Origin of the sequence: Parabacteroides sp. PH5-46 (assembly GCF_029892785.1) — a bacterium.
Lineage (GTDB): Bacteria > Bacteroidota > Bacteroidia > Bacteroidales > Tannerellaceae > DFXE01.
Map to the genome: position 1 here is coordinate 41,816 of NZ_JARXXA010000021.1, position 22,702 is coordinate 64,517.

The 22,702-nt window shown below is 42.5% G+C and carries 16 protein-coding genes; 4 read left to right on the forward strand and 12 right to left on the reverse strand.

Annotation, left to right across the window (positions count from 1 at the left end):
* Position 1: 1 nt before the first annotated feature.
* Genes M2470_RS16705 through ahcY form a run of 7 tightly spaced genes read right to left on the reverse strand, consistent with a single transcriptional unit; the run spans position 2 to position 6,572 of the window.
* On the reverse strand, positions 2-550 hold the full coding sequence (locus M2470_RS16705; protein WP_280746133.1) for an HAD family hydrolase: 549 nt from the start codon (positions 548-550) through the stop codon (positions 2-4).
* On the reverse strand, positions 528-1,229 hold the full coding sequence (locus M2470_RS16710) for a nucleotidyltransferase family protein (protein ID WP_280746132.1): 702 nt from the start codon (positions 1,227-1,229) through the stop codon (positions 528-530). The genes M2470_RS16705 and M2470_RS16710 overlap by 23 nt, the downstream gene beginning before the upstream one ends.
* 1 nt (position 1,230) lies before the next feature.
* Positions 1,231-1,815 (reverse strand): D-sedoheptulose 7-phosphate isomerase, encoded by a 585-nt coding sequence (locus M2470_RS16715; RefSeq protein ID WP_280746131.1) that lies wholly within the window; start codon positions 1,813-1,815, stop codon positions 1,231-1,233.
* Positions 1,794-2,828 carry a dehydrogenase gene (locus M2470_RS16720; protein ID WP_280746130.1) on the reverse strand — a complete coding sequence of 345 codons (1,035 nt, stop codon included), beginning with the start codon at positions 2,826-2,828 and terminating at the stop codon, positions 1,794-1,796. Before M2470_RS16720 ends, M2470_RS16715 begins: the two co-directional genes overlap by 22 nt.
* Positions 2,829-2,832: 4 nt before the next feature.
* The gene (locus M2470_RS16725; RefSeq protein WP_280746129.1) at positions 2,833-3,576 is read right to left on the reverse strand and encodes a glycosyltransferase family 2 protein; all 744 of its coding nucleotides are present in this window, start codon (positions 3,574-3,576) and stop codon (positions 2,833-2,835) included.
* Positions 3,569-5,143, reverse strand: coding sequence for a phospholipid carrier-dependent glycosyltransferase (locus M2470_RS16730; RefSeq protein ID WP_280746128.1), 1,575 nt, complete (start codon positions 5,141-5,143; stop codon positions 3,569-3,571). The genes M2470_RS16725 and M2470_RS16730 overlap by 8 nt, the downstream gene beginning before the upstream one ends.
* Positions 5,144-5,153: 10 nt before the next feature.
* A complete protein-coding gene (ahcY, locus tag M2470_RS16735) occupies positions 5,154-6,572 on the reverse strand; it encodes an adenosylhomocysteinase (protein ID WP_280746127.1) in 1,419 nt (472 codons plus the stop codon).
* A gap of 331 nt (positions 6,573-6,903) precedes the next feature.
* Between ahcY and dnaE the strand changes: the two genes are divergently transcribed.
* On the forward strand, positions 6,904-10,545 hold the full coding sequence (gene dnaE, locus M2470_RS16740; RefSeq protein WP_280746126.1) for a DNA polymerase III subunit alpha: 3,642 nt from the start codon (positions 6,904-6,906) through the stop codon (positions 10,543-10,545).
* A gap of 109 nt (positions 10,546-10,654) precedes the next feature.
* Positions 10,655-10,969, forward strand: coding sequence for a thioredoxin (gene trxA, locus M2470_RS16745; protein WP_280746125.1), 315 nt, complete (start codon positions 10,655-10,657; stop codon positions 10,967-10,969).
* Between the two features lie 11 nt (positions 10,970-10,980).
* Here trxA and mnmD read toward each other — a convergent pair whose 3' ends face one another.
* Positions 10,981-11,640, reverse strand: a complete 660-nt coding sequence (mnmD, locus tag M2470_RS16750) for a tRNA (5-methylaminomethyl-2-thiouridine)(34)-methyltransferase MnmD (protein WP_280746124.1) — start codon at positions 11,638-11,640, stop codon at positions 10,981-10,983.
* A 65-nt stretch (positions 11,641-11,705) separates the two neighbouring features.
* On the opposite strand from mnmD, the gene M2470_RS16755 reads away from it, so the two are divergent.
* The gene (locus M2470_RS16755) at positions 11,706-15,662 is read left to right on the forward strand and encodes a hybrid sensor histidine kinase/response regulator transcription factor (protein ID WP_280746123.1); all 3,957 of its coding nucleotides are present in this window, start codon (positions 11,706-11,708) and stop codon (positions 15,660-15,662) included.
* Positions 15,663-15,675: 13 nt separating this feature from the next.
* Here the strand turns inward: M2470_RS16755 and M2470_RS16760 are convergent, their stop codons facing one another.
* The 4 genes from M2470_RS16760 to nrdD form a co-directional block, all read right to left on the reverse strand.
* Positions 15,676-16,020, reverse strand: a complete 345-nt coding sequence (locus tag M2470_RS16760; protein ID WP_280746122.1) for a HigA family addiction module antitoxin — start codon at positions 16,018-16,020, stop codon at positions 15,676-15,678.
* Positions 16,021-16,026: 6 nt separating this feature from the next.
* Positions 16,027-16,344: a type II toxin-antitoxin system RelE/ParE family toxin gene (locus M2470_RS16765; protein WP_280746121.1), complete on the reverse strand. Its 318-nt coding sequence runs from the start codon at positions 16,342-16,344 to the stop codon at positions 16,027-16,029.
* 64 nt (positions 16,345-16,408) lie between these two features.
* The gene (nrdG, locus tag M2470_RS16770; protein WP_280746120.1) at positions 16,409-16,876 is read right to left on the reverse strand and encodes an anaerobic ribonucleoside-triphosphate reductase activating protein; all 468 of its coding nucleotides are present in this window, start codon (positions 16,874-16,876) and stop codon (positions 16,409-16,411) included.
* The gene (gene nrdD / locus M2470_RS16775; RefSeq protein WP_280746119.1) at positions 16,860-18,944 is read right to left on the reverse strand and encodes an anaerobic ribonucleoside-triphosphate reductase; all 2,085 of its coding nucleotides are present in this window, start codon (positions 18,942-18,944) and stop codon (positions 16,860-16,862) included. The genes nrdG and nrdD overlap by 17 nt, the downstream gene beginning before the upstream one ends.
* 667 nt (positions 18,945-19,611) lie before the next feature.
* Between nrdD and clpB the strand changes: the two genes are divergently transcribed.
* Positions 19,612-22,200 (forward strand): ATP-dependent chaperone ClpB, encoded by a 2,589-nt coding sequence (gene clpB, locus M2470_RS16780; protein WP_280746118.1) that lies wholly within the window; start codon positions 19,612-19,614, stop codon positions 22,198-22,200.
* The last annotated feature ends 502 nt before the right edge of the window (positions 22,201-22,702 follow it).

The window sequence follows — 22,702 nt, forward strand, 5'->3', positions numbered from 1 at the left end:
ATCAATCCTTATCTATGTGTCGGGCAAAGGTAAGCAAATCCGGGTAATGTGCTTGGATATCCAATCGAGCAATTTCTTCTTTTGTGTATTTATTTCCAATGAGAATTGCCGGAATATTTGCATTATTGGCAAATTGCATATCTGATGAGCTATCTCCTACCATAACACTTGAAGAAAAGTTGATGTCCGGAAAGTCCTGTTTAGCCTGAAGAGCCATTCCTATATTGGGCTTTCTGTTCATATTTGAGTCATCAGTATCCGTACAGAAATATATATGATCAATCCTGCCGTTATGCGACGCTATCTCATCCAGCATATAGTGATGTATCTCTTCTAATTGCTGTAATGTCATCTTCCCACGACCTACTCCGCGCTGATTTGTAACTATAATGATATGAGTAAAAAAGGATGAGAGGATATGCAAAGCTTCAAACGTTCCATCAATAAAGATAAATTCTTCGATCGATTTAACATAATCGCCAATTCGTTGCACATTGATAACTCCATCACGGTCAAGAAATAGCGTGTTATAAGGTTTTGTATTTCCCATCTTTAAAATCCTTTTGGGCACGTATATAATCTTCCGGGATACCAATGTCTATAAAATAGCCGTCGGAAGAGAATCCGGCAAGCATATCTGTAGAAACTCTTTTTTCAAAGAAATCTTTTTCAAGGGAGAATTTATCCGGATAAGTTTCCAAGCTTTCTTTACGAATAAGATAAGTTCCCCCGTTTATTAATCCGTCAGTACATGGCTGTTTTTCAAGAAAGCGAGTGATTTGGCAGGAAGCATCCATCTCTACTACTCCGTAACGATCAAAGTCTTCCATCCGCTTTAAAGCCAAAGTAGCCAATGCTTTTGTTTGTTGATGGAGTTCAAGCATTCCGGCATAATCAACTCCCAGAAAAGTATCTCCATTTAAAATAAAGATATCTGACTGTTCTGCCTGGGACAAAGCATATTTAACTGCCCCTCCCGTTCCTAGAGGCTCTTTTTCCACGACAAAAGAGATCCGCATGGAGAAAGACAAAGTATCCAACCAGTCTTCAATATCATGATGCTTATAACCCAGGGAGAGGATTATATGTTCAAAACCTGCTTTTTCTAAAGTAGCAAGTAAATAATACAAGAAAGGCTTTCCGGCTACCGGAGCCATACATTTGGGTATATCGGAAACTACACTCCTGAGGCGAGTCCCCATTCCTCCGGCCAAGATAATCGCTTCCATATTACTTACTGAAGATAGCTGATTCTACCAGTTCACAAACAATATGACCAACTGTTATATGTGCTTCCTGGATACGAGGGGTATCCGTCTCCGGAATATTTATCAGATAGTCTGAAAAAGATTTCATCTTACCTCCGGTTTCACCAGTAAAGGCTATTGTTGTGATCCCCTTTTCTCTGCAAACTTCAAATGCTTTCAGTATATTAGCTGAGTTTCCGGAAGTAGAAAGTCCTACCAGAATATCTCCGGTCTTTGCCATTCCTGCAATCAGGCGGGCATATACAATGTCAAAGGAATAGTCATTCCCTACAGCTGTCATATAAGACGTATTGCAATGTAGTGCTTCCGAAGGTAATACCTCCCGGTCCATATAGAATTTACCGGAAAATTCAGCCGCCAGATGTTGTGCATCAGCCGCACTTCCTCCGTTTCCACAAAAGAATACCTTTCCTCCGTTTTTGAAACAAGCGGTTATAGCATTTACAACCTCAGAAATAGTCTGTTGCAAACAGTCATCTGCCATTATCTTACGGATAACCTCCTGGTGTTCTTCCAGACGTTGTTTTATTGTTCTTTTACTGTCCATGTTGTCAATCCTTTCTTACAAAATTCAAATTGCTGAACTTCGCCGATATCCAGCTTAGCTAAAGCCTCAGTTACCTGGTAACAGGTATTTCCGGGGCAATAAAAAAACATATATCCCCCACCACCAGCTCCCGATATCTTACCCCCCAGAGCTCCGTTTGACATAGCGGTTTCATATATATTGTCAATAAATTCATTAGAGATATGCCGGGCCATCTTCTTTTTGTTTGTCCAACTCACGTTTAGAGCCTTTCCTAATTCCCACAACTCTTCACGCAACAAACAATTCTTCATCCGGAAGGCCTCTTCCTTCACCTTGTGCATCGCCTCTAATGAGTCATTTTGCTTTTTTACATTCTCTACTTGTTCTTCAATAATGTGCCCCGAAGAGCGTCTCTGTTGTGTGTAGAAAAGTACTGTATTCATAGCCCATTCCTGCAGGATGTCGTATCCTATGCGAAGGGGGTTTACAATAACTTTATCGTCTTCCAGAAACTCCATAAAGTTCACACCGCCGAAGGTAGCAGCATATTGGTCTTGTTTGCCTCCGGCCATTTTCAAATCAATCCGTTCGATTTCATAGGCATAATGGGCAATATCGTATTTTCCTAACGGAAGTTTCATCCATTCTGTGAAAGCGCCAAGAATAGCAACTACCAATGTAGAAGAGGTTCCCAGTCCTGAACCGGAGGGTACATCCATCGAAGTAGTCAACTCAAAAGAGAGCGGCTTCCCCTGATTATATTTAGAAACAATGGAGTTGTAAATACCTCGCTGAAGCAATAAAGAGCCTTCCAGGGGCAAACGCTCCGTAGCATCCATCTCTTCAACAATACCATCATTCACATGTACTAAACGTACTTTCCCATTATTAAGCGGACGTATCGTAGCGTAAGCATACAAGCTAACCGTAACATTCAAAATTGCCCCTCCGTAGATATCAGAATAAGGAGAAACGTCTGTCCCTCCTCCTGCAATCCCTAGCCTAAAAGGTGCTTTACTTCTGTATAACATCTAATCAGTCTTTTAATATTGAATATTTCATTAGCCCAATTCTATTCAGAAAATAACAGAAAGAAACTTTCAGAACTCCGAAACCGTAAACTGTACTGTTCTTCAGGTTTATTGAAGAAGCCTCTTTAAAATATTTCGTAGGGCATGTTATCTCCGCGATCTCATATCCTCTGTCTGTTATTTGGGCTATAATCTCATTATCAAAAACGAAATTATCAGAACATTTATTATATGGTATACTTTTCAGTACTTCGGCAGAGTATGCTCTATAGCCCGTATGGTATTCAGCCAACTTATTGCCCATCAGGAGGTTTTGGATAAAAGTAAGTCCCCGATTGGCGATGTATTTATACAAAGGCATTCCTCCTTTCAGGGCACCTTTCCCTAATATACGAGAGCCAAATACAACCTGATAAACGTCATTGGCTATCAGATAGATCATAGAGTGTAACAGCAATGGCGTATATTGATAGTCTGGATGAAGCATAACTACAATATCCGAGCCAATCTCCAAGGCTTTGTTGTAACAAGTCTTTTGATTTCCTCCATATCCTTTGTTATCATCATGCCGGATGACGTATTCTATACCTAATTGTTTTGCAACTTCTATGGTATTATCCCTGCTATGATCATCTACAAGAATAACATTATCAACAATTTCAAACGGTATCTCATTGTATGTTTGCTCCAATGTCTTTTCCGCATTATAAGCCGGCAGAACAACCGTTACAACTTTATCTTTAATCATGATTTATAGTATATCTAAATTTCTCTACTGCTTTTTCCCGCTCAAACTTCAGTAAATAGGTATCCGGATTGGGTAAGTGCATCACTACCGGGAATAATTCCGGGTTGTTTTGAATAGCCGGATATAAGTAACGAGGAGTTGAGCTATATCCTAACTGTTCCAATACCACATAGTCTACTTTAGAGTCTACCAGTCCTTTTATCAGTGCTTCCTGGTCTTCTGTCCACAAGTAGTTAGTAACGGATGTTTTACTGAACATATAGAATAACATGGGTTTTCTGGAGCTAACTACTGTATTGGATGGCAACTGCTTATGCACTTCTTCCGCTATTGTAAAGTAGTTTTTATAACTCGGAGGAAAAGGCATATTATTCATGGCATGTAGCTGTTCCAGTTTGGGATACGAGAAAAACACAAGCACCAGCAATATCCATGGCGAGAGGCTTTGAGCAATTTTCAGCCTTTGTACTCCCATTGTTAAAACAGTATATAATCCTACCATCAAACTCACTTCCAGGAAAGGAAGCAGAGGGGTGATATAGCGGTTCTCACTGGGAGTACTGAAAAGAGAGATTACTCCAAATGTAGCTAACGTATAGAAAAGGAATATATATTTGAATTTACCAAAGCGCCACATGCCTATGCCTATCAAGGCAAACAGAACAATAGCCAGCAACCATTCTCCCATTGTAGTAGCTGCACTATAGTCTACAGACAGATAAGGCAATATAGAGCCGGGAACCGCCTTTGTTACTAGCATCTTGAAGGTTTCAAAGAAACGTCCAAGCAGCTCTCCGAAACTCAGTGTTCCTTCTTCCGGACGCCAGGGGTTCGACATGGCTATCATGCTTACATAGCGGCTTTGTCCTGTACCTGCCAGATTATTACGAAGCATCCAGGGGACAAGGCAAAGAGCAAAACCCGCAACAAAACCCAGCATTTGCTTCCAACGCTTCGTAAACAGGAAATACCCTGCAACTGCTGCTGCCATCGCTATTCCTTGTGTACGGGTATGATAACAATAAGCTACCGACAGTATTGCCAGATAAAAATACACGTCTTTCCAGAAAGGCTTTTCATCGTCCATCTTGTACAAGAACCAAAGCGCAAGTACAGTAAAGAACATGAATGACATTTCACTCATCATCATGGTAGCAAAATGCAATACCTGGTAATTCAACAGAATGATTGCCGAAGCAACAAAGGCCATTGAATCAGACAGCTTGTTCTTCCGGACAAAGAAAAAGAAAAGCAGGGCTGATCCTAACAGGAAAAGCCCATTTAATACTTTCTGAGGGAAAATACTATCAGTAAATATACGAATGACAGACATTAGCAAAGGATAGCCCGGAGGAAAAATGTTGGAGGGGTTATGTGCTTCACTGGTTATATCCGAATAACCATGCCCTCCGGCAATGGAAGTTGCCAGTACATAATACTCACAGTTATCTCCGTTCAGGTCGAGTTTCGAATTAAAGATATATGAAAACGAAACGGCAAAAACAATTGCCAAAGCTGCCACATAAAGCAATAACTTCGAATCCTTTACTAATGAGTTGTCTTTCATAATAAATTATTTAGTATCTGTAATGCTCCGGCTTATAAGGGCCATCTACAGGGACACCAATATAGTCGGCCTGATCTTGTGTCAAGTTCGTTAACTTCACCCCTATTCGTGCCAGATGCAAGCGGGCTACTTCTTCGTCGAGTTTTTTGGGAAGACGGTAAACGTCTACCGGATAAGCAGTCTGCCAAAGGTCTATCTGAGCCAGCGTCTGATTGGTGAAAGAGTTACTCATTACAAATGACGGATGGCCGGTTGCACAACCCAGGTTCACCAAACGTCCTTCTGCCAATAAGAAAACACTTCTTCCATCAGCAAACGTATATTTATCTACCTGCGGTTTGATATTGATATGCTTAATACCCGGATAGTTTACCAGTTTTTCTACCTGTATTTCATTGTCAAAGTGACCAATATTACAGATAATCGCCTGATCATTCATGCGTTCCATATGTTCGATACGAATAATATCACGGTTACCGGTAGTTGTTACAAAGATGTTTCCTTCCTTAACGGCTTCTTCCATCGTTGTTACTTCAAAGCCTTCCATAGCCGCTTGTAAAGCGCAAATCGGGTCGATTTCCGTTACGATTACACGAGCGCCATAGGAACGCATCGAGTGGGCGCAACCTTTACCTACATCTCCATATCCGGCTACTACCACTACCTTACCGGCAATCATTACGTCTGTAGCTCTCTTGATACCGTCGGCCAAAGATTCGCGGCAACCATATAAATTATCAAATTTCGATTTTGTAACAGAATCGTTTACATTAATAGCCGGAACCAGCAATTCGCCTCTTTCCATCATCTGATACAGGCGATGCACCCCGGTAGTCGTCTCTTCCGAGATTCCTTTCATTTCAGCTATTGCACGATGCCAGCGTTGATTGTCTTCTTCCAGAATACGCCGGATGGTATCTAACACCACTTGTTCTTCGTGGTTACTACCTTTGCGGTCGATCGTTTTCGGATCATCTTCGGCCTTGTAACCATTATGCACCAGTAAAGAGGCATCTCCACCATCATCTACAATCAGGTTCGGTCCTTTTCCACCGGGGAAACGAAGCGCCATTTCGGTACACCACCAATACTCTTCCAGCGTTTCGCCCTTCCAGGCAAATACAGGAACTCCGGTAGCTGCAATCGCAGCAGCAGCATGATCCTGCGTGGAAAAGATATTACAGCTTGCCCAGCGTACATCTGCTCCCAAAGCAACTAATGTTTCGATCAACACTGCTGTCTGAATAGTCATATGCAGTGAGCCGGTGATACGGGCACCTTTCAAAGGTTGCTCCGAGGCATACTTCTCGCGAAGTGCCATCAATCCCGGCATTTCGTGTTCGGCGATTTCGATTTCTTTCCGTCCGAAATCAGCCAAAGTCATATCTGCCACTTTATAAGGCAGATCTGTTGGGAATAATTGTGACATAAAAAACTATTATTTATTTACGTTTAACGTGCAAAGGTACATAATTACTGTTTCTCTTGCAACCACCCTCCGATTTACATAGAAAACTGAATAACATCCCGATCTGAATAAATATTTTTATAATCCCACAGTTGTAGAACTCATGTTCAACAGTTGTTGAATACGTGTTCTACAATTGTTGAACATGAGTTCTACAATTGTGGGACTTCATTAAACAACGAATAAATATTCTCTATCCATACATCGAGAAAAAGTTATCAACAGTATCGGTATTCCTTAATCTACTTTTTGTACCTTTACCTCCTGAAATTAAAACGCTGGAAAATTTATTATGGAACCCTTTATTCATCTACATGTTCACACTCAGTATTCGCTTCTGGACGGACAGGCTTCAATAGATGCCCTGATAGAGAAAGCCCAAAAAGACGGAATGCGAGGCATTGCTATGACCGATCATGGCAACATGTTTGGGATTAAAGAATTCTATAATAAAGTTAAAAAGAAAAACAGCAAATATTTTGCTACCATAAAGGATTGCGAAAAGGAACTAAACGAATTAAACAACAAAAGCAATCCTACGGAAGAAGAAGTGGGCCGGATGAGTAAACTCTCCGACAAGATTGAAGAGAGCAAAAAAGCATTGTTCAAACCGATTCTTGGCTGTGAGTGTTATTGCGCCCGCAACGGAAGAGCTTCCAAAAGCGGAAAAGAAGACCTGAGCGGTTACCACCTGATTGTACTGGCCAAAAGCTTGAAAGGCTACAAAAACCTGATCAAGATGGTTTCTACTGCCTGGACAGAAGGTTTCTATGGACGCCCCCGTATCGACAAGGAATTACTTGAAAAATATCACGAAGACCTGATTATCTGTTCGGCCTGTCTGGGTGGAGAAATACCCCAGCATATCATGAAAGACCAGATAGGAAAGGCGGAAGAGGCTATCCAATGGTTTAAAAACCTTTTTGGAGAGGATTATTATCTGGAACTGCAACGTCATCAGACAAACAATCCCAATGCCGATCAGAGTACTTTCCCCAAACAACAGGAAGTAAACAAAGTACTGATTGAGCTGGCACATAAGCATAATGTAAAAATCATTGCCAGCAATGACGTGCATTTTGTAAATGAAGAAGATGCCGAAGCGCACGATCGCCTGATCTGCCTCAGTACTGGGAAAGACCTTGACGATCCTTCCCGTATGCGTTATTCTAAGCAGGAATGGATGAAGACTACGGCAGAGATGAATGCCATATTTGCCGATATTCCCGAAGCCTTGCATAATACGTTGGAGATATTAGACAAAGTTGAATATTATTCGATAGACAACGATCCGCTAATGCCGGACTTCCCCATCCCGGAAGGCTTTGAGAATGCCGACGAATACCTTCGCCACCTGACCTATGAGGGAGCCAAAAAGAAATATGATCTGCCTTTATCGGATGAAGTAACCGAGCGGATCGACTTTGAGTTGAAAACCATCAAGAACATGGGATTCCCGGGTTACTTCCTAATTGTGCAAGACTTTATTGCCGCCGCAAGGGAAATGGGTGTTTCCGTAGGACCGGGACGTGGTTCGGCAGCCGGTTCGGCTGTAGCTTATTGTTTAGGAATTACGGATATCGACCCGATTAAATATGACTTGCTGTTTGAGCGTTTCCTTAACCCCGACCGTATCTCCATGCCTGATATTGATGTGGACTTCGACGATGACGGACGAGGTAAAGTACTCGACTGGGTAACAAAAAAATACGGGAAAGAAAAAGTAGCTCACATCATCACGTATGGTACAATGGCTACCAAATCGGCAATAAAAGATGTGGCACGTGTACAGAAATTGCCTTTGTCGGAATCAAACCGTTTGGCCAAACTCGTACCCGACAGGATTCCGGACGTAAAAAAAATAAACCTGAAAGCTGCCATTAATTATGTTCCCGAACTGAAAGATGCAGCAGAATCAACAGATGTCCTGACACGTGAAACGCTGAAATATGCTCAGATGCTGGAAGGCAATGTGCGGAATACCGGTGTTCATGCCTGTGGGGTAATCATCGGGCAAAGTGACATCTCGGATGTTGTTCCTATCAGTACAGCTAAAGATAAAGAAACCGGCGAAGAAATGCTGGTTACCCAATATGAAGGTTCGGTAATTGAAGAAACCGGACTGATCAAGATGGACTTCCTGGGACTGAAAACGCTTTCTATCATCAAAGATGCTGTAGAGAACGTGTATCAAACAACCGGAGAAAAAATAGACATCGACCATGTAAGCCTGGAGGATCAAATAACGTTTGATTTATATTGCCAGGGTAAAACAACCGGTACCTTCCAGTTTGAATCGGCCGGTATGCAGAAATACCTGAAGGAGCTACAGCCCAGCAAGTTTGAAGACCTCATCGCTATGAATGCCTTGTACCGGCCCGGGCCTATGGACTATATCCCTTCTTTCATTGCCCGTAAGCACGGACGGGAAGAGATAAAGTACGACCTTCCCGTCATGGAGCGCTATCTGAAAGATACCTATGGGATTACTGTCTATCAGGAACAGGTCATGCTTCTGTCGCGCTTATTGGCAGACTTCACTCGTGGCGAAAGTGATGCCCTGCGTAAGGCCATGGGGAAAAAGCTCATCGACAAGATGAATGAGCTAAAAGAGAAGTTCCTTACAGGCGGCAAGAAGAACGGATATGAAGAGAAAACATTAAACAAAATATGGGCTGACTGGGAGAAGTTTGCCTCTTATGCTTTCAATAAGAGTCATGCTACCTGCTACTCATGGGTAGCCTACCAGACAGCCTATCTGAAAGCGCATTACCCGTCTGAATACATGGCGGCTGTACTGAGCCGAAGTCTCTCCAACATAACGGAAATCACCAAATTCATGGACGAGTGCAAGGCTATGGGCATACAAGTACTCGGCCCTGATGTAAACGAATCGGTTCTTAAGTTCAACGTAAATACAGCAGGAGACATTCGTTTCGGACTAGGTGCTGTAAAGGGTGTTGGCGAGTCTGCCGTGATGAACATCATAGAAGAACGAAAGAACGGACCGTTCAAGGATATCTTCGATTTTGTGGAACGGATTAACCTGACGGCTTGTAACAAAAAGAACATAGAAGCCTTAGCGTTATCTGGAGCCTTTGATAACTTTGGAGTTCAACGGGAGCAATTTTTTACCGATAACGGAAAAGGAGAGATCTTTCTGGAAACATTGGTGCGCTATGGCAATAAATATCAGACAGATAAATCAACAGCTACCAACTCCTTATTTGGGGATGATTCCTTTGCTTCTATCGCTAAGCCTGAAATTCCCAAATGCATGCGCTGGAGCGATCTGGAACGGCTAAACCGTGAAAAAGAACTGGTAGGTATCTACCTGTCGGCTCACCCGCTGGACGAATACAAAATAATCCTTACATACGCATGCAATACCGGTGTAGCCGAGTTAAACGACAGAGAAAGTTTGCAGGGGCGTGAGATTGTAATGGGAGGAATCGTTACGGAATGCCGGGAAGGAACCACCAAGAAAGGCAGCCCATACGGAGTGATGAAAATTGAAGATTTTACAGGAAGTTCTGAAATAGCCTTGTTCGGTAATACGTATGTTGATTTCAGTAAATACTTCCGGGTAGGAATGTATCTGCTGATCAATGCCAAGGTAGAACCTCATAAATGGAAAGCCGGAGAACTAGATCTACATATCACATCCATGCGTTTATTACAAGATGTAAAAGACAGCCTGATAGAAAAAATACGTATCATTGTTCCAATTCATGAACTTAATGAATCTATGATACACGAACTGTCGACTTTGATAAAAACTAATCCAGGTCAAAGTTTGTTATATTTTAAAGTAGTGGATGGAGAAGAAAATGTGGTGTTGAACTTTTTCTCGCAGAATGTGCGTCTGAATGTAACGAGTGAACTGATAGATTTCTTGCAGGAGAACGAAAATATTGATTTCAAGATCAACTGATTGTTTGGCGTATGCAGGAAGAATTTGTACTTTTGCCGTCTTTATTTTCCCTCAAAGGAAAAATCGGAATATAATTAACAACATATAATAAACAAATTTTTAAAGTATTATGGCATTAGAGATAACTGACAGTAATTTTGAGGAATTATTGAATTCCGGAAAGCCCATGGTAGTAGATTTCTGGGCTGAATGGTGTGGTCCATGTCGGATGGTCGGACCGATCATTGATGACTTGGAAAAAGAATATGCCGGTCGCGTGACGATTGGTAAGATGGACGTAGATAACAACAACGATGTTGTATCTAAATTTGGTATCCGCAATATTCCAACTGTTCTTTTCTTTAAAGATGGAAAAATGGTGGATAAGCAGGTTGGCGCAACCCAAAAATCTGCATATGCAAGTAAAATTGAAGCTCTTTTGTAATAGTTTTTATATTATTTGATAGCGCGAAGCATTTCGCGTTTTCCCGGAGGGCCGGCTATTCGTTCAACTGAATAACCGGCCTTCTTCATCATACGACGTACACTTCCTTTGGCACAATAAGTGGTAAGTATTCCTCCGGGGGCTGTGCATCTGTACAATTTATCGAATATTTCCTGATTCCACATCTCCGGTTGTTTATCCGGTGCAAAGGCATCAAAAAAAACAAGATCAATGTCTACAGGCAAGGTGCAGCTATTACTATCCCCTTGTATCTTATGCAGGTAAAAACGATCCGTTAGCTCAACTGTCACATTCCAGGGGGCAGTATGTAGTGCAAGGAACAGATCTTTGTTTTCTTCAAAAATTATTTGTCCGTAATTCAATTCTTTAATGACATTAGGCGCCAAAGGAAATAACTCTACCGTATAATATTCTATCCGGCATGGGTTTTCTATCAATGTAAGGAAGGCATTCAGACCTGTCCCGAAGCCTATCTCCAATATCCGAAGATTTTCTTTGGATAGTTGCTTTAAGCCTGCTTCAATAAAGACATGGCGCGATTCCTGTATAGCTCCGTTCACTGAATGGTAATGTTCATCCATTTCAGGCACGAAAAGGGTATGGCTTCCATCAGCCGTAAGCTGCAATTCCCGGTGTATCTGTTCCATCATACAAATATAACGACATATCTGCCGATTTTAGTTATATTTGTTTTTGCAATTTTTCAAAACAACATATGTTCATCCGTCAACATGTATCATACATCTGCTCTCTCCTACTGCTCTTTCTGCTTATCGGCAAAGAAGATGGGCAGGCCGAGGAAATGTATTTCCGCCACTACAATAACAAACAAGGCTTATCTCACAACACAGTCTACTGCTCTCTGCAGGACAGGAAAGGCTTTATGTGGTTCGGAACAGATGACGGATTGAATCGCTTTGATGGGCATACCTTCCGGGTGTACAGATATAATTCGTACCAATCCGAAAATAGCTTGCCAAATGACCGGATCAGGAGTCTGTTTGAAGATTCAAGCGGCACCTTGTGGATATGTACCAATTACGCAACTTGCTATTATGATGATACGATTGATGGGTTTCACCCCTTTACATTATCCGGTGATAAGGCCACCGATGCCGAAGATTTTTTTGTTGTAAATGAAGATAAACAGAAGCAGTTGTGGTTGGCTTCCAACAACCGGATAGTCTGTTACTCGCCTGCCGACAAAACCTGCCGCTTATATCCTGCCGATGCATACTTCCAGCCTGTCTGTATGATTATGACAACTGAAGGACAAGCCCTGTTCTCGTCTGCTTCTGACTTATATGCTTACAAACCCGAGACCGACCGCTTTACCCGAACAGCGATCCTAACTGAAAAAGAACTGCAAGAGCAAGTCCATATCTCAGCTATTTGCGAAGTACCTAATGTAGGAGTATTAATCGGCACCAATAAAAAAGGCTTGAAGCTGTATCACTATCAGAGCATGCAGACAGAGACAGTCCTCCCGGAAATACAAGTAAGAGCCATTACAGCATATAATCATCACACATACTGGATTGCATCAGAGTCGGGTGTATACATATATAATATACTCAATCGGCAAACCACCCATCTGAAGAAATCGCTGACCAACGAATACACAATATCCGATAACGCCATCTATTCTATTACGAAAGACAGGGAAGGCGGAATGTGGGTTGGTAGTTTCTTCGGAGGCATCAGTTACCTGCCGCAGAAATATGTCAGCTTTGATCGCTTTATTGGAGGAAAGACTCATCCGCAAATGCCGGGAAATGCCATACGCGAAATATCTCCTGATATGTATGGGAATCTATGGCTGGGTACGGAAGACAACGGAATTAATCGATACAATCTGCAAACCGGCGAGATAACAAATTTCTCGCTCAACAATCCGCAGCACCCTTTATCTGCAACGAATATTCATGGGTTGTTTGCCGACGGGAACAAGCTTTGGGTAGGTACGTTCAATAAAGGGATTGATGTATTAGAGCTACCGTCTGGCAAACTGATCCGACGGTATTCGCAAAGTAGTACAAACAACGGGCTGAGCAGTGACTTTGTTCTGTGTTTTCATAAACTAGCAGATGGTAATATGTTGATCGGTACATCTACAGGAACGGTCTTGTATGAGGCTGCAAAAGACCGCTTCAGTCGCTGGGAGAATATTCACGCACTAGTCCGCCAGATCTATACTGATACAAAAGGTAATATATGGGTTGTTTCCGACAACGGGCTATTCCGCTATTCTTCTTCCGAGAAGAAATTAACCCGTTACACATCTGATATACACAGGTCGCAAAGCCTGGGGAGTAACAACACGACATCTGTATTTGAAGACTCCAAAGGACGTATTTGGGTGACAACCGTCTACGGCTTTTCGCTATATAATGATATAACCGACTCATTCAATCGTATCACGGTAGAGGATGGGCTTCCCAGCAATATCGTTTACCGGATACTGGAAGACGACGAACATACCTTCTGGATTACAACAGCCAACGGCTTGGTGAAATTTAATCCGGAGACGCATGCCATGCGAGTTTTCTCCTATACGGACGGGCTACATGAAACGCAATTTAATTACAGCTCTTCCTACAAAGCTCCCGATGGGATGATGTATATGGGGACTATTAACGGAATGATTGCTTTCAACCCCCGCCATTTTATTACAGACAGCTATACACCCCCCATTCATATTACAGACATTCATGTGCCGGGTGGTATGGGTTTTCCCTCTAAGGAAAACAGGAAAGGAGTCACCTCTCTTTCTCTTCCACACAACAAGGCAACTTTTACCTTATCATACGTTGCACTAAGTTTCACCTCTCCTGATGCTATTCAGTATGCCTACAAGCTGGAAGGGGTAGATACAGAATGGAACTATATGAAGCAGAACAATAGCGTTACCTTTGCCAACCTTTCTCCTGGGAAATATACCTTCAAAGTAAGGTCTACAAACAGTAGCGGTACCTGGCAGAATAATGAGATACAACTACCGATTGTAATTGTGCCGCCCTTCTGGGCTACTCCCTGGGCATACCTGATGTATGGGTTGCTACTTGTCCTCCTGATCGTACTATTCTACCGGTACAAGAAATCAAAACTGGAAGACAAACACCGGCTGGAACAGGAAAAGTTTGAATCGCAAAAAGAGAAAGAATTGTTTGATGCCAAGATACAATTCTTCACCTTCATTACGCATGAGATACGTACTCCGCTTACACTCATCAAAGCTCCGCTGGAAAAGATATTGAAATCGAATGACGGCTCACCGGATACCAAAACAAATCTGCAGACTATTGAGAAAAATACACAACGACTCTTAGACCTGAGCAATCAGCTGCTTGATTTCAGGAAAACAGAAAGCAAAGGCTTTAAGCTCAACTTTGTTAAAACAGATATTACCCTTTGGATTGAGTCGATTATTCAGCGTTTCCGGCCAGCTTTCGAGAAAGAAAACAAAACATTTATCCAACACATACCTCCCGGCTCTTTCTTTGGAGACATAGACCGGGAGGCCTTTTCCAAGATCATCAGCAATATGATGACTAATGCGCTGAAATACTCAGACACACAGGTCTCGTTCGAACTGATTATCCCGCAGGAAAAGGAAGAAACCTTCCGGATTTCCGTCACAAATGACGGATACCTGGTTCCCGAAACAGAAATGGAAAAGATATTTTCGCCCTTCTACCGGGTGAAAGAAACAGAGAACATACAAGGCAGCGGTATTGGCTTGTCATTGGCTCGCTCACTGGCCGAATACCACCAGGGAAGCCTGAGCTACCAACATACGCCCGATAGGAAGAATTGCTTTATACTTACATTGCCTGTTGTTCAGGAGAAAGGATATCAGCTGGAAGAAACAGAAAGCAAACCGCTTACTGTCCCAATTGATCCGAATAACCACAAGCCGCCTCTATTGATCGTAGAAGACCAGGCAGATATGCGCCGCTTCATTGCCGATGAGCTATCAAACACCTACCAAGTACTGGAAGCCGATAACGGGAAAAGCGCCTTAAGCATCCTCAGCGATTATCCGGTCAAGCTAATCATCAGCGATGTCATGATGCCGGTAATGGATGGTTTCGATTTCTGCAATGAGGTGAAGAACGATATAAATTACAGCCATATCCCGTTCATTTTGCTGACAGCACAGCACAATCTTCAATCCAGGCTAAAAGGGCTGAATAACGGGGCAGATGCTTACATCGAGAAACCTTTTTCTATTGAGCTTCTTACCACTCAGATAAGCAACCTATTGAAAAGCCGCGAGCTCCTGAATCGCACTTATTTAGAAAAGCCGCTATCCTCTACCGTCTCCTTAGCTGCTTCACCTATAGATGAGATATTTCTCAGTAAATTCAATACCTATCTGGAAGAAAACCTGACCAACGATTCCCTGAATATAGAAGCCATTGCCGCCGAAATGCACATGAGCACATCCGGCCTGTATCGCAAAGTAAAAGGAATATCAGGCCTTTCGCCCATAGACTTTATCCGGGTAGTCCGCCTGAAGAAAGCCGTACAACTCATGCAACAGGGAGAAAAACGCATCAATGAGATAGCTTTCAAAGTAGGCTTCTCCTCCCCCTCCTACTTCTCTACCAGCTTCCAGAAACAATACGGCAAATCCCCTTCGGAATATATGAAGCAATACTTTAACTAATCGACAGATAATATTAAAGCACAGAAGCTACTTTTCTGATATTTGCAAGTCGCTCTATAAAGGATTTATCTTTCTTGGCAGTATACATATTGTAGCGCGTCTGCATATTTATCCATAGTTCAGCATCTATATTTAATGCAGCTTCAACAAGCATAGCAAATTGTACATTCATGGCTCTTTTGGCATTTAATATTTCGTTAAGCATAGTATATTGCACACCAATTTGTGCCGCAAATTTACGTTGAGAAATACCACGATATTCCAGCTCTTCCTTCAATACTTCACCCGGATGGGTGGGTCTATCAGGTTCTATATTATTAGCAATCATATCAGAAGCGATGCCTGGAATAGTAATCATAACCTTCTATTTATAATGGTTTGACAATTCTAATATATTACAAACAGTTACTAATGGCTCAAGTCCATTGTCCTTCACCATAAATTCGATACGATACTGTTTGTTTACCCTGATGGATGAAATACCTGCCTTGCTGCCTTTTAATACTTCATAGTTCAGCGAATGAATGTTATACAGTATTTCAATGTTTTTTACGCTAAGCAAAACCTCTATACAGTGCTGATACTTACGTATAACTTCAGGTTGAAATCGATGTTTCTTATCTGTTGTTTTACCTGTTTTGTATAAATCGCGTAAATAAACCTTATCAAAAGTAACTTCCATATCGTACGCTTGTAGCTACAAAGGTAATACTTATTTTTATTGTTCACTAAAAAGTGAATATTTTTTAGTTTCCTTTGTGAAAGTGATATGTCATATCTACCATCTCCCCATCTACCACATGATAGAAGCGTTGGTTTGTAGAGGAGGAGTTTAGTCCTCCCAGTTGCTCTATATAGGGGCCCAGCTTGATATAATTGAAGTGTTTTAACCTGCAATCGGGGGATAGCTTGGTCTTGCCGGAGTACCAGCCCGTTTTTAAGCGGGCGTTCTTCCTTTGCAGAAAGGCTGCCAGATTGTCGATTTCCTGTGGGGCGGCATCGCCTCCCATAAAGCATACGCAGGTAATGGCATTTCCGTATTTTTCAAGTAAGACGGCAAGGTTTTCTTCGCTTAGTGCCTCTCCCCTATCCTCCATCAGATACGGACTGTGACATCCTTTGCAACGATTCGGACAGTTGGAGATATTGATAGCTAAGGTAACTTCGCCGGGGACTTCCTGAAAGACTATATCATAATTAACGAACCGTAGCATAATGACGCTGGGCAGCCTCCTCCTGCCGGGGTTGAGAGAAATTACTGATACGTTTCATATAGCCGATAATACGGGTCAGATAGTCTAGATTCTTACTCTTGCAGGAAGGGCATTCCTTCAGGTTTCGCTTGTCTATATGCCCGCAATCATTACATACTGTATTGGGGATATTAAAGGTGAAGTAATTACATCCCTCCTGTGAGGCAACCCTTAATAGATGCCGGTATTGCTCCTTGTCCAGATGCTCTTCCAAATTAAGGTGCAGGGCGGAACCTCCCGTCAGGTGTTCGATGTATTTCTTTCCATGCAAGCGGAAGCGGTCTACGATATTCAGGGATTCGTCTTCTACAATGTAGAAATAGCTGTTATAGCAATCCCGGTTCACTTTATAGCCATCCCGCTTATCCCATTTGGCGTGCTTTACTCCTACATTTTCGGCAGGAATCATTTCGCAGTTGAACATCACCTCTTTGGTGCGATATCTTTTGTTGTAACTTTCAATCAAACCCAGCACCTCCTGTACAAAATCTACATAGCGGGGATTATCATTGATCTCTATCCCCAGAGATTCAGCCGCTTCCACCAAGCCATTCACGCCGATGGTGAGGTATTGGCGTCCCATATTGATATAGCCAGAGTCGAACAAAGGCAACATTCCCTTTTCCTGCATGTATTTCAGGTTCTCATTATAGGCTAGTTGTACTTTATGCACCAGATCTACTACCTCTTCAAGGTAAAACTGGTAGGGGTACGACTTGCGCAGGGCATGCTGGATGCAGCGGTTCAGGTTAATAGTCAAGACACTTTTTGATCCGGTTGAAACTCCTCCGGCTCCTAATGTATAGCTGAAGCCATTGTCCTGGATTTCATTCCGCAAGCGGCAGCAACTGCTTAGCGAGTCGGCATTATCGCTAATATAGGTAAAGAAAGAATGTCCTTCGGCATACATTTCAGCTGTAAAATCGCCATACTCTTCATCTTTCGCATCTCCATTCTCTGTCAGAAGTGCCATTGTCTCTACCGGGAAGGTAAGAATTGCGCGGGTACGCTCCAGGTTAAACCACTTCATGAAACGCTTCTGCAACCAGTTGAGCGAATCCCAGTCGGGCTTGTTTCCGTCCGGAAAAACAAACTCGTTAAACAAGCTTTCAAAGTAATATTTATCGTAATAAGAGATATTCCAGAAGACAGCCTGAAAGTTCCGGGCTCCCGTAGGTTGGTTTATCGAATATACGATTTGCTCAAAATAATCGGTAATTACCTTATCCAGGGTACGTTGCTTCTTCGATAGATCAACTACCTTGTCAGCTTCCAGATAATAATCCTTTCCAAACTCTAATCCGATAAAGTAATTCATATACATCAGAAACTCAGGCGTGGCACAAGCTCCGCTCAGCATGCTGGAAACCATGAATACCATATTAACGAAGCCTCCGCAAAATGATTTCAGGTTCGTAGGTGCTTTTGAGTTTCCGCCGATAGAGGTAGTCCCCCCTATCAGCCAGGGATACATCGTGATACTGGCGCAATAATTAGCCAGACTTGTCTCATCATTTTTATAGATGAAGTGATTGTTTAGCAAGTCTATGTATTTGTCCGACACCTCTTTTCCATACATGTTCTTGAGGCGATCGGTAAGCATCCGGCGGTTCAGTCGTATAAAATTAGACTTAGGCAATTCGCCGATAAGCGTAGCCATGTTCTTGTTCTCTACATTGGCATTCGAGTCGTATTTACTACCCGAGGCGGCGTTCGAGGCATCGCAATAATCCATCAGGAACTTAAGTTTATCTCTTACTTCCCTATCTTCCAGATGCTTCTGTCTGTAAAGCATGTATGATTTGGCTACCGAATAATAGCGTTCAGCCATCAAGGCTATCTCTACCTGGTTCTGTATCTCCTCAACAGATATTCCGTCTTTGATACTTACCCGGCACAGAATATTGGTAATAACATCCTCTGTAGCAAAACTCCCCACCGACAGAAAGGCCTTTGCTATCGCCTTTTTAACTTTTTCAATGGAAAAAGGCTCTCTTTTCCCGTCTCTTTTAATAATAAATAAATCCATAAGACATTAATCATTAATTTGTATCTCAGCCAGACAGAAGACGACGGGAAAGAGGCCAGTGCATCAATATACTTCTAATAAAAATGTATCCACCCGAAGTTTAATCCTGTAATTTTCGTCCGGAACAAACCGGAAGCATATCGTTACAAAGGTATATCTTATTAATCGGTTTCTCATTAGTTTTGGGAAATTATTTTTCAACAACCCAAACAAAAGTTTTCCAAAAAATATATTTATATAATTGTATATTAATATTTTATCATTTTTTAATTATATCAAAAGTTTTCCAAAACAGAAATTAAGCCAACAACAAACTATCTATTTGAGTAACAGCATATACCGCATCGCTTTCCAAAACTACCCAGTACATTCTTTTATTTTTTCACAAACATTTTGGTGGGTCACAGCTGTGACCCACGTGGTTCACGGCCGTCGACCAGCTGGGTCACGGTTATCGACCACGTGGTTTACGACTGTGACCTACCAACTTTATTTCATGAAAAAATGAACGCTCTCCCAAACAAATGAATGGAGTAAGGTGTTTTGTTGTAAATAGTTCCACAAATAAATACAAGACAAAATGACACTTATCTTGTTTGGCATTTAATTTGCAGTTTATAGGGTAGGAATTTAAAACAAACAAAAGGAATAAATAAAATATAAATATATGAATCTGAATAATTTTACAATCAAATCACAAGAAGCAGTTCAGCAAGCTGTTCAGTTGGTTTCGCAAAAGAACCAACAGGTAATTGAAGCTACCCATCTGCTGAAGGCTGTCATTATGACAGGAGAAAGTATCACAAATTTTCTCTTTCAAAAACTGGGTGTAAATACGCAAAACCTCAACAGGGCATTGGATAGTCAGATCGAGTCCTATCCTAAAGTATCCGGCGGAGAGCCTTATCTTTCCAAAGAAGCCAATGCCGTATTACAAAAGGCGATAGACTACTCCGGCAAGATGGGCGACCAATATGTTTCATTAGAGCATATTATCCTGGCCTTGCTGACGGAAAACAGTACCGCCTCACAAATGCTGAAAGATGCAGGTGTGAACGAGAAAGAGCTACGCATGGCTATCGAAGAGCTCCGGAAAGGCAATAAGGTTACCAGCCAGTCCGCCGAAGAAACCTACGATGCCTTGTCTAAATACGCTGTCAACCTGAACGAAAGGGCACGGAGCGGAAAGCTCGACCCTGTTATCGGACGTGACGACGAAATCCGTCGCGTGCTCCAGATATTGAGCCGCCGGACAAAGAACAACCCCATCCTGATCGGTGAACCGGGAGTTGGTAAAACCGCCATTGCCGAAGGGCTGGCACATCGTATCGTGCGTGGAGACGTGCCGGAAAACCTGAAGTCGAAACAAATCTTCTCCTTAGATATGGGAGCTCTGATCGCCGGAGCGAAGTATAAAGGAGAGTTTGAAGAACGTCTGAAAGCAGTAGTAAATGAAGTGATCAAATCAGAAGGCGAGATCATCCTCTTTATCGACGAAATCCACACCCTGGTGGGAGCCGGTAAAAGCGAAGGTGCCATGGATGCCGCTAATATATTGAAGCCCGCATTGGCTCGTGGCGAATTACGCTCTATCGGTGCCACTACATTAGACGAATACCAAAAGTACTTCGAAAAAGACAAAGCACTGGAGCGTCGTTTCCAGGTAGTTATGGTAGAAGAACCAGACGAGCTGGACTCTATCTCCATCCTGCGCGGACTGAAAGAAAAGTACGAAAATCACCATAAGGTACGTATCAAGGATGATGCGATTATCTCAGCTGTTAAGCTGTCTTCGCGGTACATTACCGACCGATTCCTGCCGGATAAAGCAATCGACTTGATGGACGAAGCCGCCGCCCGCCTACGTATACAGGTAGACTCCGTGCCGGAATCTTTAGACGAGATAAGCCGCCGTATCAAACAGCTTGAAATCGAGCGCGAGGCTATCAAACGCGAAGATGACAAAGCCAAGTTGGAAGAACTGAACAAGGAAATCGCCGACCTGAAAGAAGAAGAAAAGAAACAGAAGGCGCAATGGGAAAGCGAGCGTGAACTGGTCAACAAGATTCAGCAGAATAAGATAGATGTCGAGAACCTGAAGTTTGAAGCCGAAAAAGCTGAACGCGAAGGCGATTATGGCAAGGTCGCCGAAATACGGTACGGCAAAATAAAGTCCATAGAAGAAGAAAACATAGACATACAGTCGCGTCTGCATCAGATGCAAGGTGTATCGGCTATGATCAAAGAAGAGGTTGACACGGAAGACATTGCCGACATCGTATCCCGCTGGACCGGGATCCCTGTAAACAAAATGATGCAGAGCGAAAAAGACAAACTGCTGCATCTGGAAGATGAACTACACAAACGGGTCATCGGCCAGGAAGAAGCCATTACAGCTGTAGCCGATGCCGTACGCCGCAGTCGTGCCGGTATGCAAGACCCCAAACGTCCGATCGGCTCCTTTATCTTCCTGGGTACTACCGGAGTTGGTAAGACAGAATTAGCTAAAGCATTGGCTGAGTATCTGTTTGACGATGAAAATATGATGACACGTATCGACATGAGCGAGTATCAGGAAAAGTTCAGCGCCACCCGTCTGATAGGTGCCCCTCCGGGATATGTAGGCTATGACGAAGGGGGGCAACTCACGGAAGCCATCCGCCGGAAACCCTATTCTGTCGTCCTGTTTGACGAGATAGAAAAAGCTCACCCGGATGTATTCAACATCCTATTGCAGGTATTGGATGACGGACGTCTGACGGACAATAAAGGCCGCGTGGTGAACTTCAAGAATACGATTATCATCATGACAAGTAACATGGGCTCTTCCCTGATCCGTGAAAACTTCGAGAAAATAACTCCCCAAAATCATGAGAAGATCGTAGAGCAGACCAAGAGCGAAGTAATGGACTTGATGAAGAAAACAATCCGTCCCGAGTTCCTGAATCGTATCGATGAGATTATCATGTTCACACCGCTGAACGAACAGGAAATCAGGAAGATCGTTGTACTACAGTTAGACAACATCAAGAAGATGCTGGAGCAAAACGGTATCACCCTGAACTTCACCCCTGATGCGCTCCAGTTCATCTCCGAAGAAGGCTACGATCCACAATTCGGTGCCCGCCCGGTAAAACGTGTCATACAGAAGTACGTCTTAAACGAACTCTCCAAAGAGATCCTGGGAGGTACAATAGACAAAAGCAAAACAATCACGATAGATGCTGTAGACAAGCATGTGTTCTTCAAGAACTAATCGTTTCACCTTCACCTCGCCCTTCAAAGACTGACAGGAAGCCGCTTTCAGGGTGAAACGAAGATGTTTCAGTTTATCGCTTACCTCCAAAATAGGACGTATCCCGATAAAAATTGCTCGTGAGCAAATAAAATCGGGGCACGTCCTAAAATCATATTATACAGAAGTTTACGCCACCTGCCTATTTGCATCACCTTTCTATCGAAGGTGTTGCTTTCGCCTTTTCTTTCACCTTGAAAGCCTCTTCCCATCAGTCTTTAGGGGGAGGGATGAAAGATGAAAGATATAATCATCTATTATGCTGTAGAGGGTTTATTATTCTGATACTTTGATAAATTTTCGGAAAAGTTTGGAGAAATAATTCTTTTTTGTATGTTTGTACTATAACAATAGTACAAGTTGTATATTATAATTAGTCTATCCTTAAAAGCATTTCATTTATTTGATTGACAATATATTAGTTTGATTATTTCTTGTTTATATCTGCAAGAATTAGTATCTT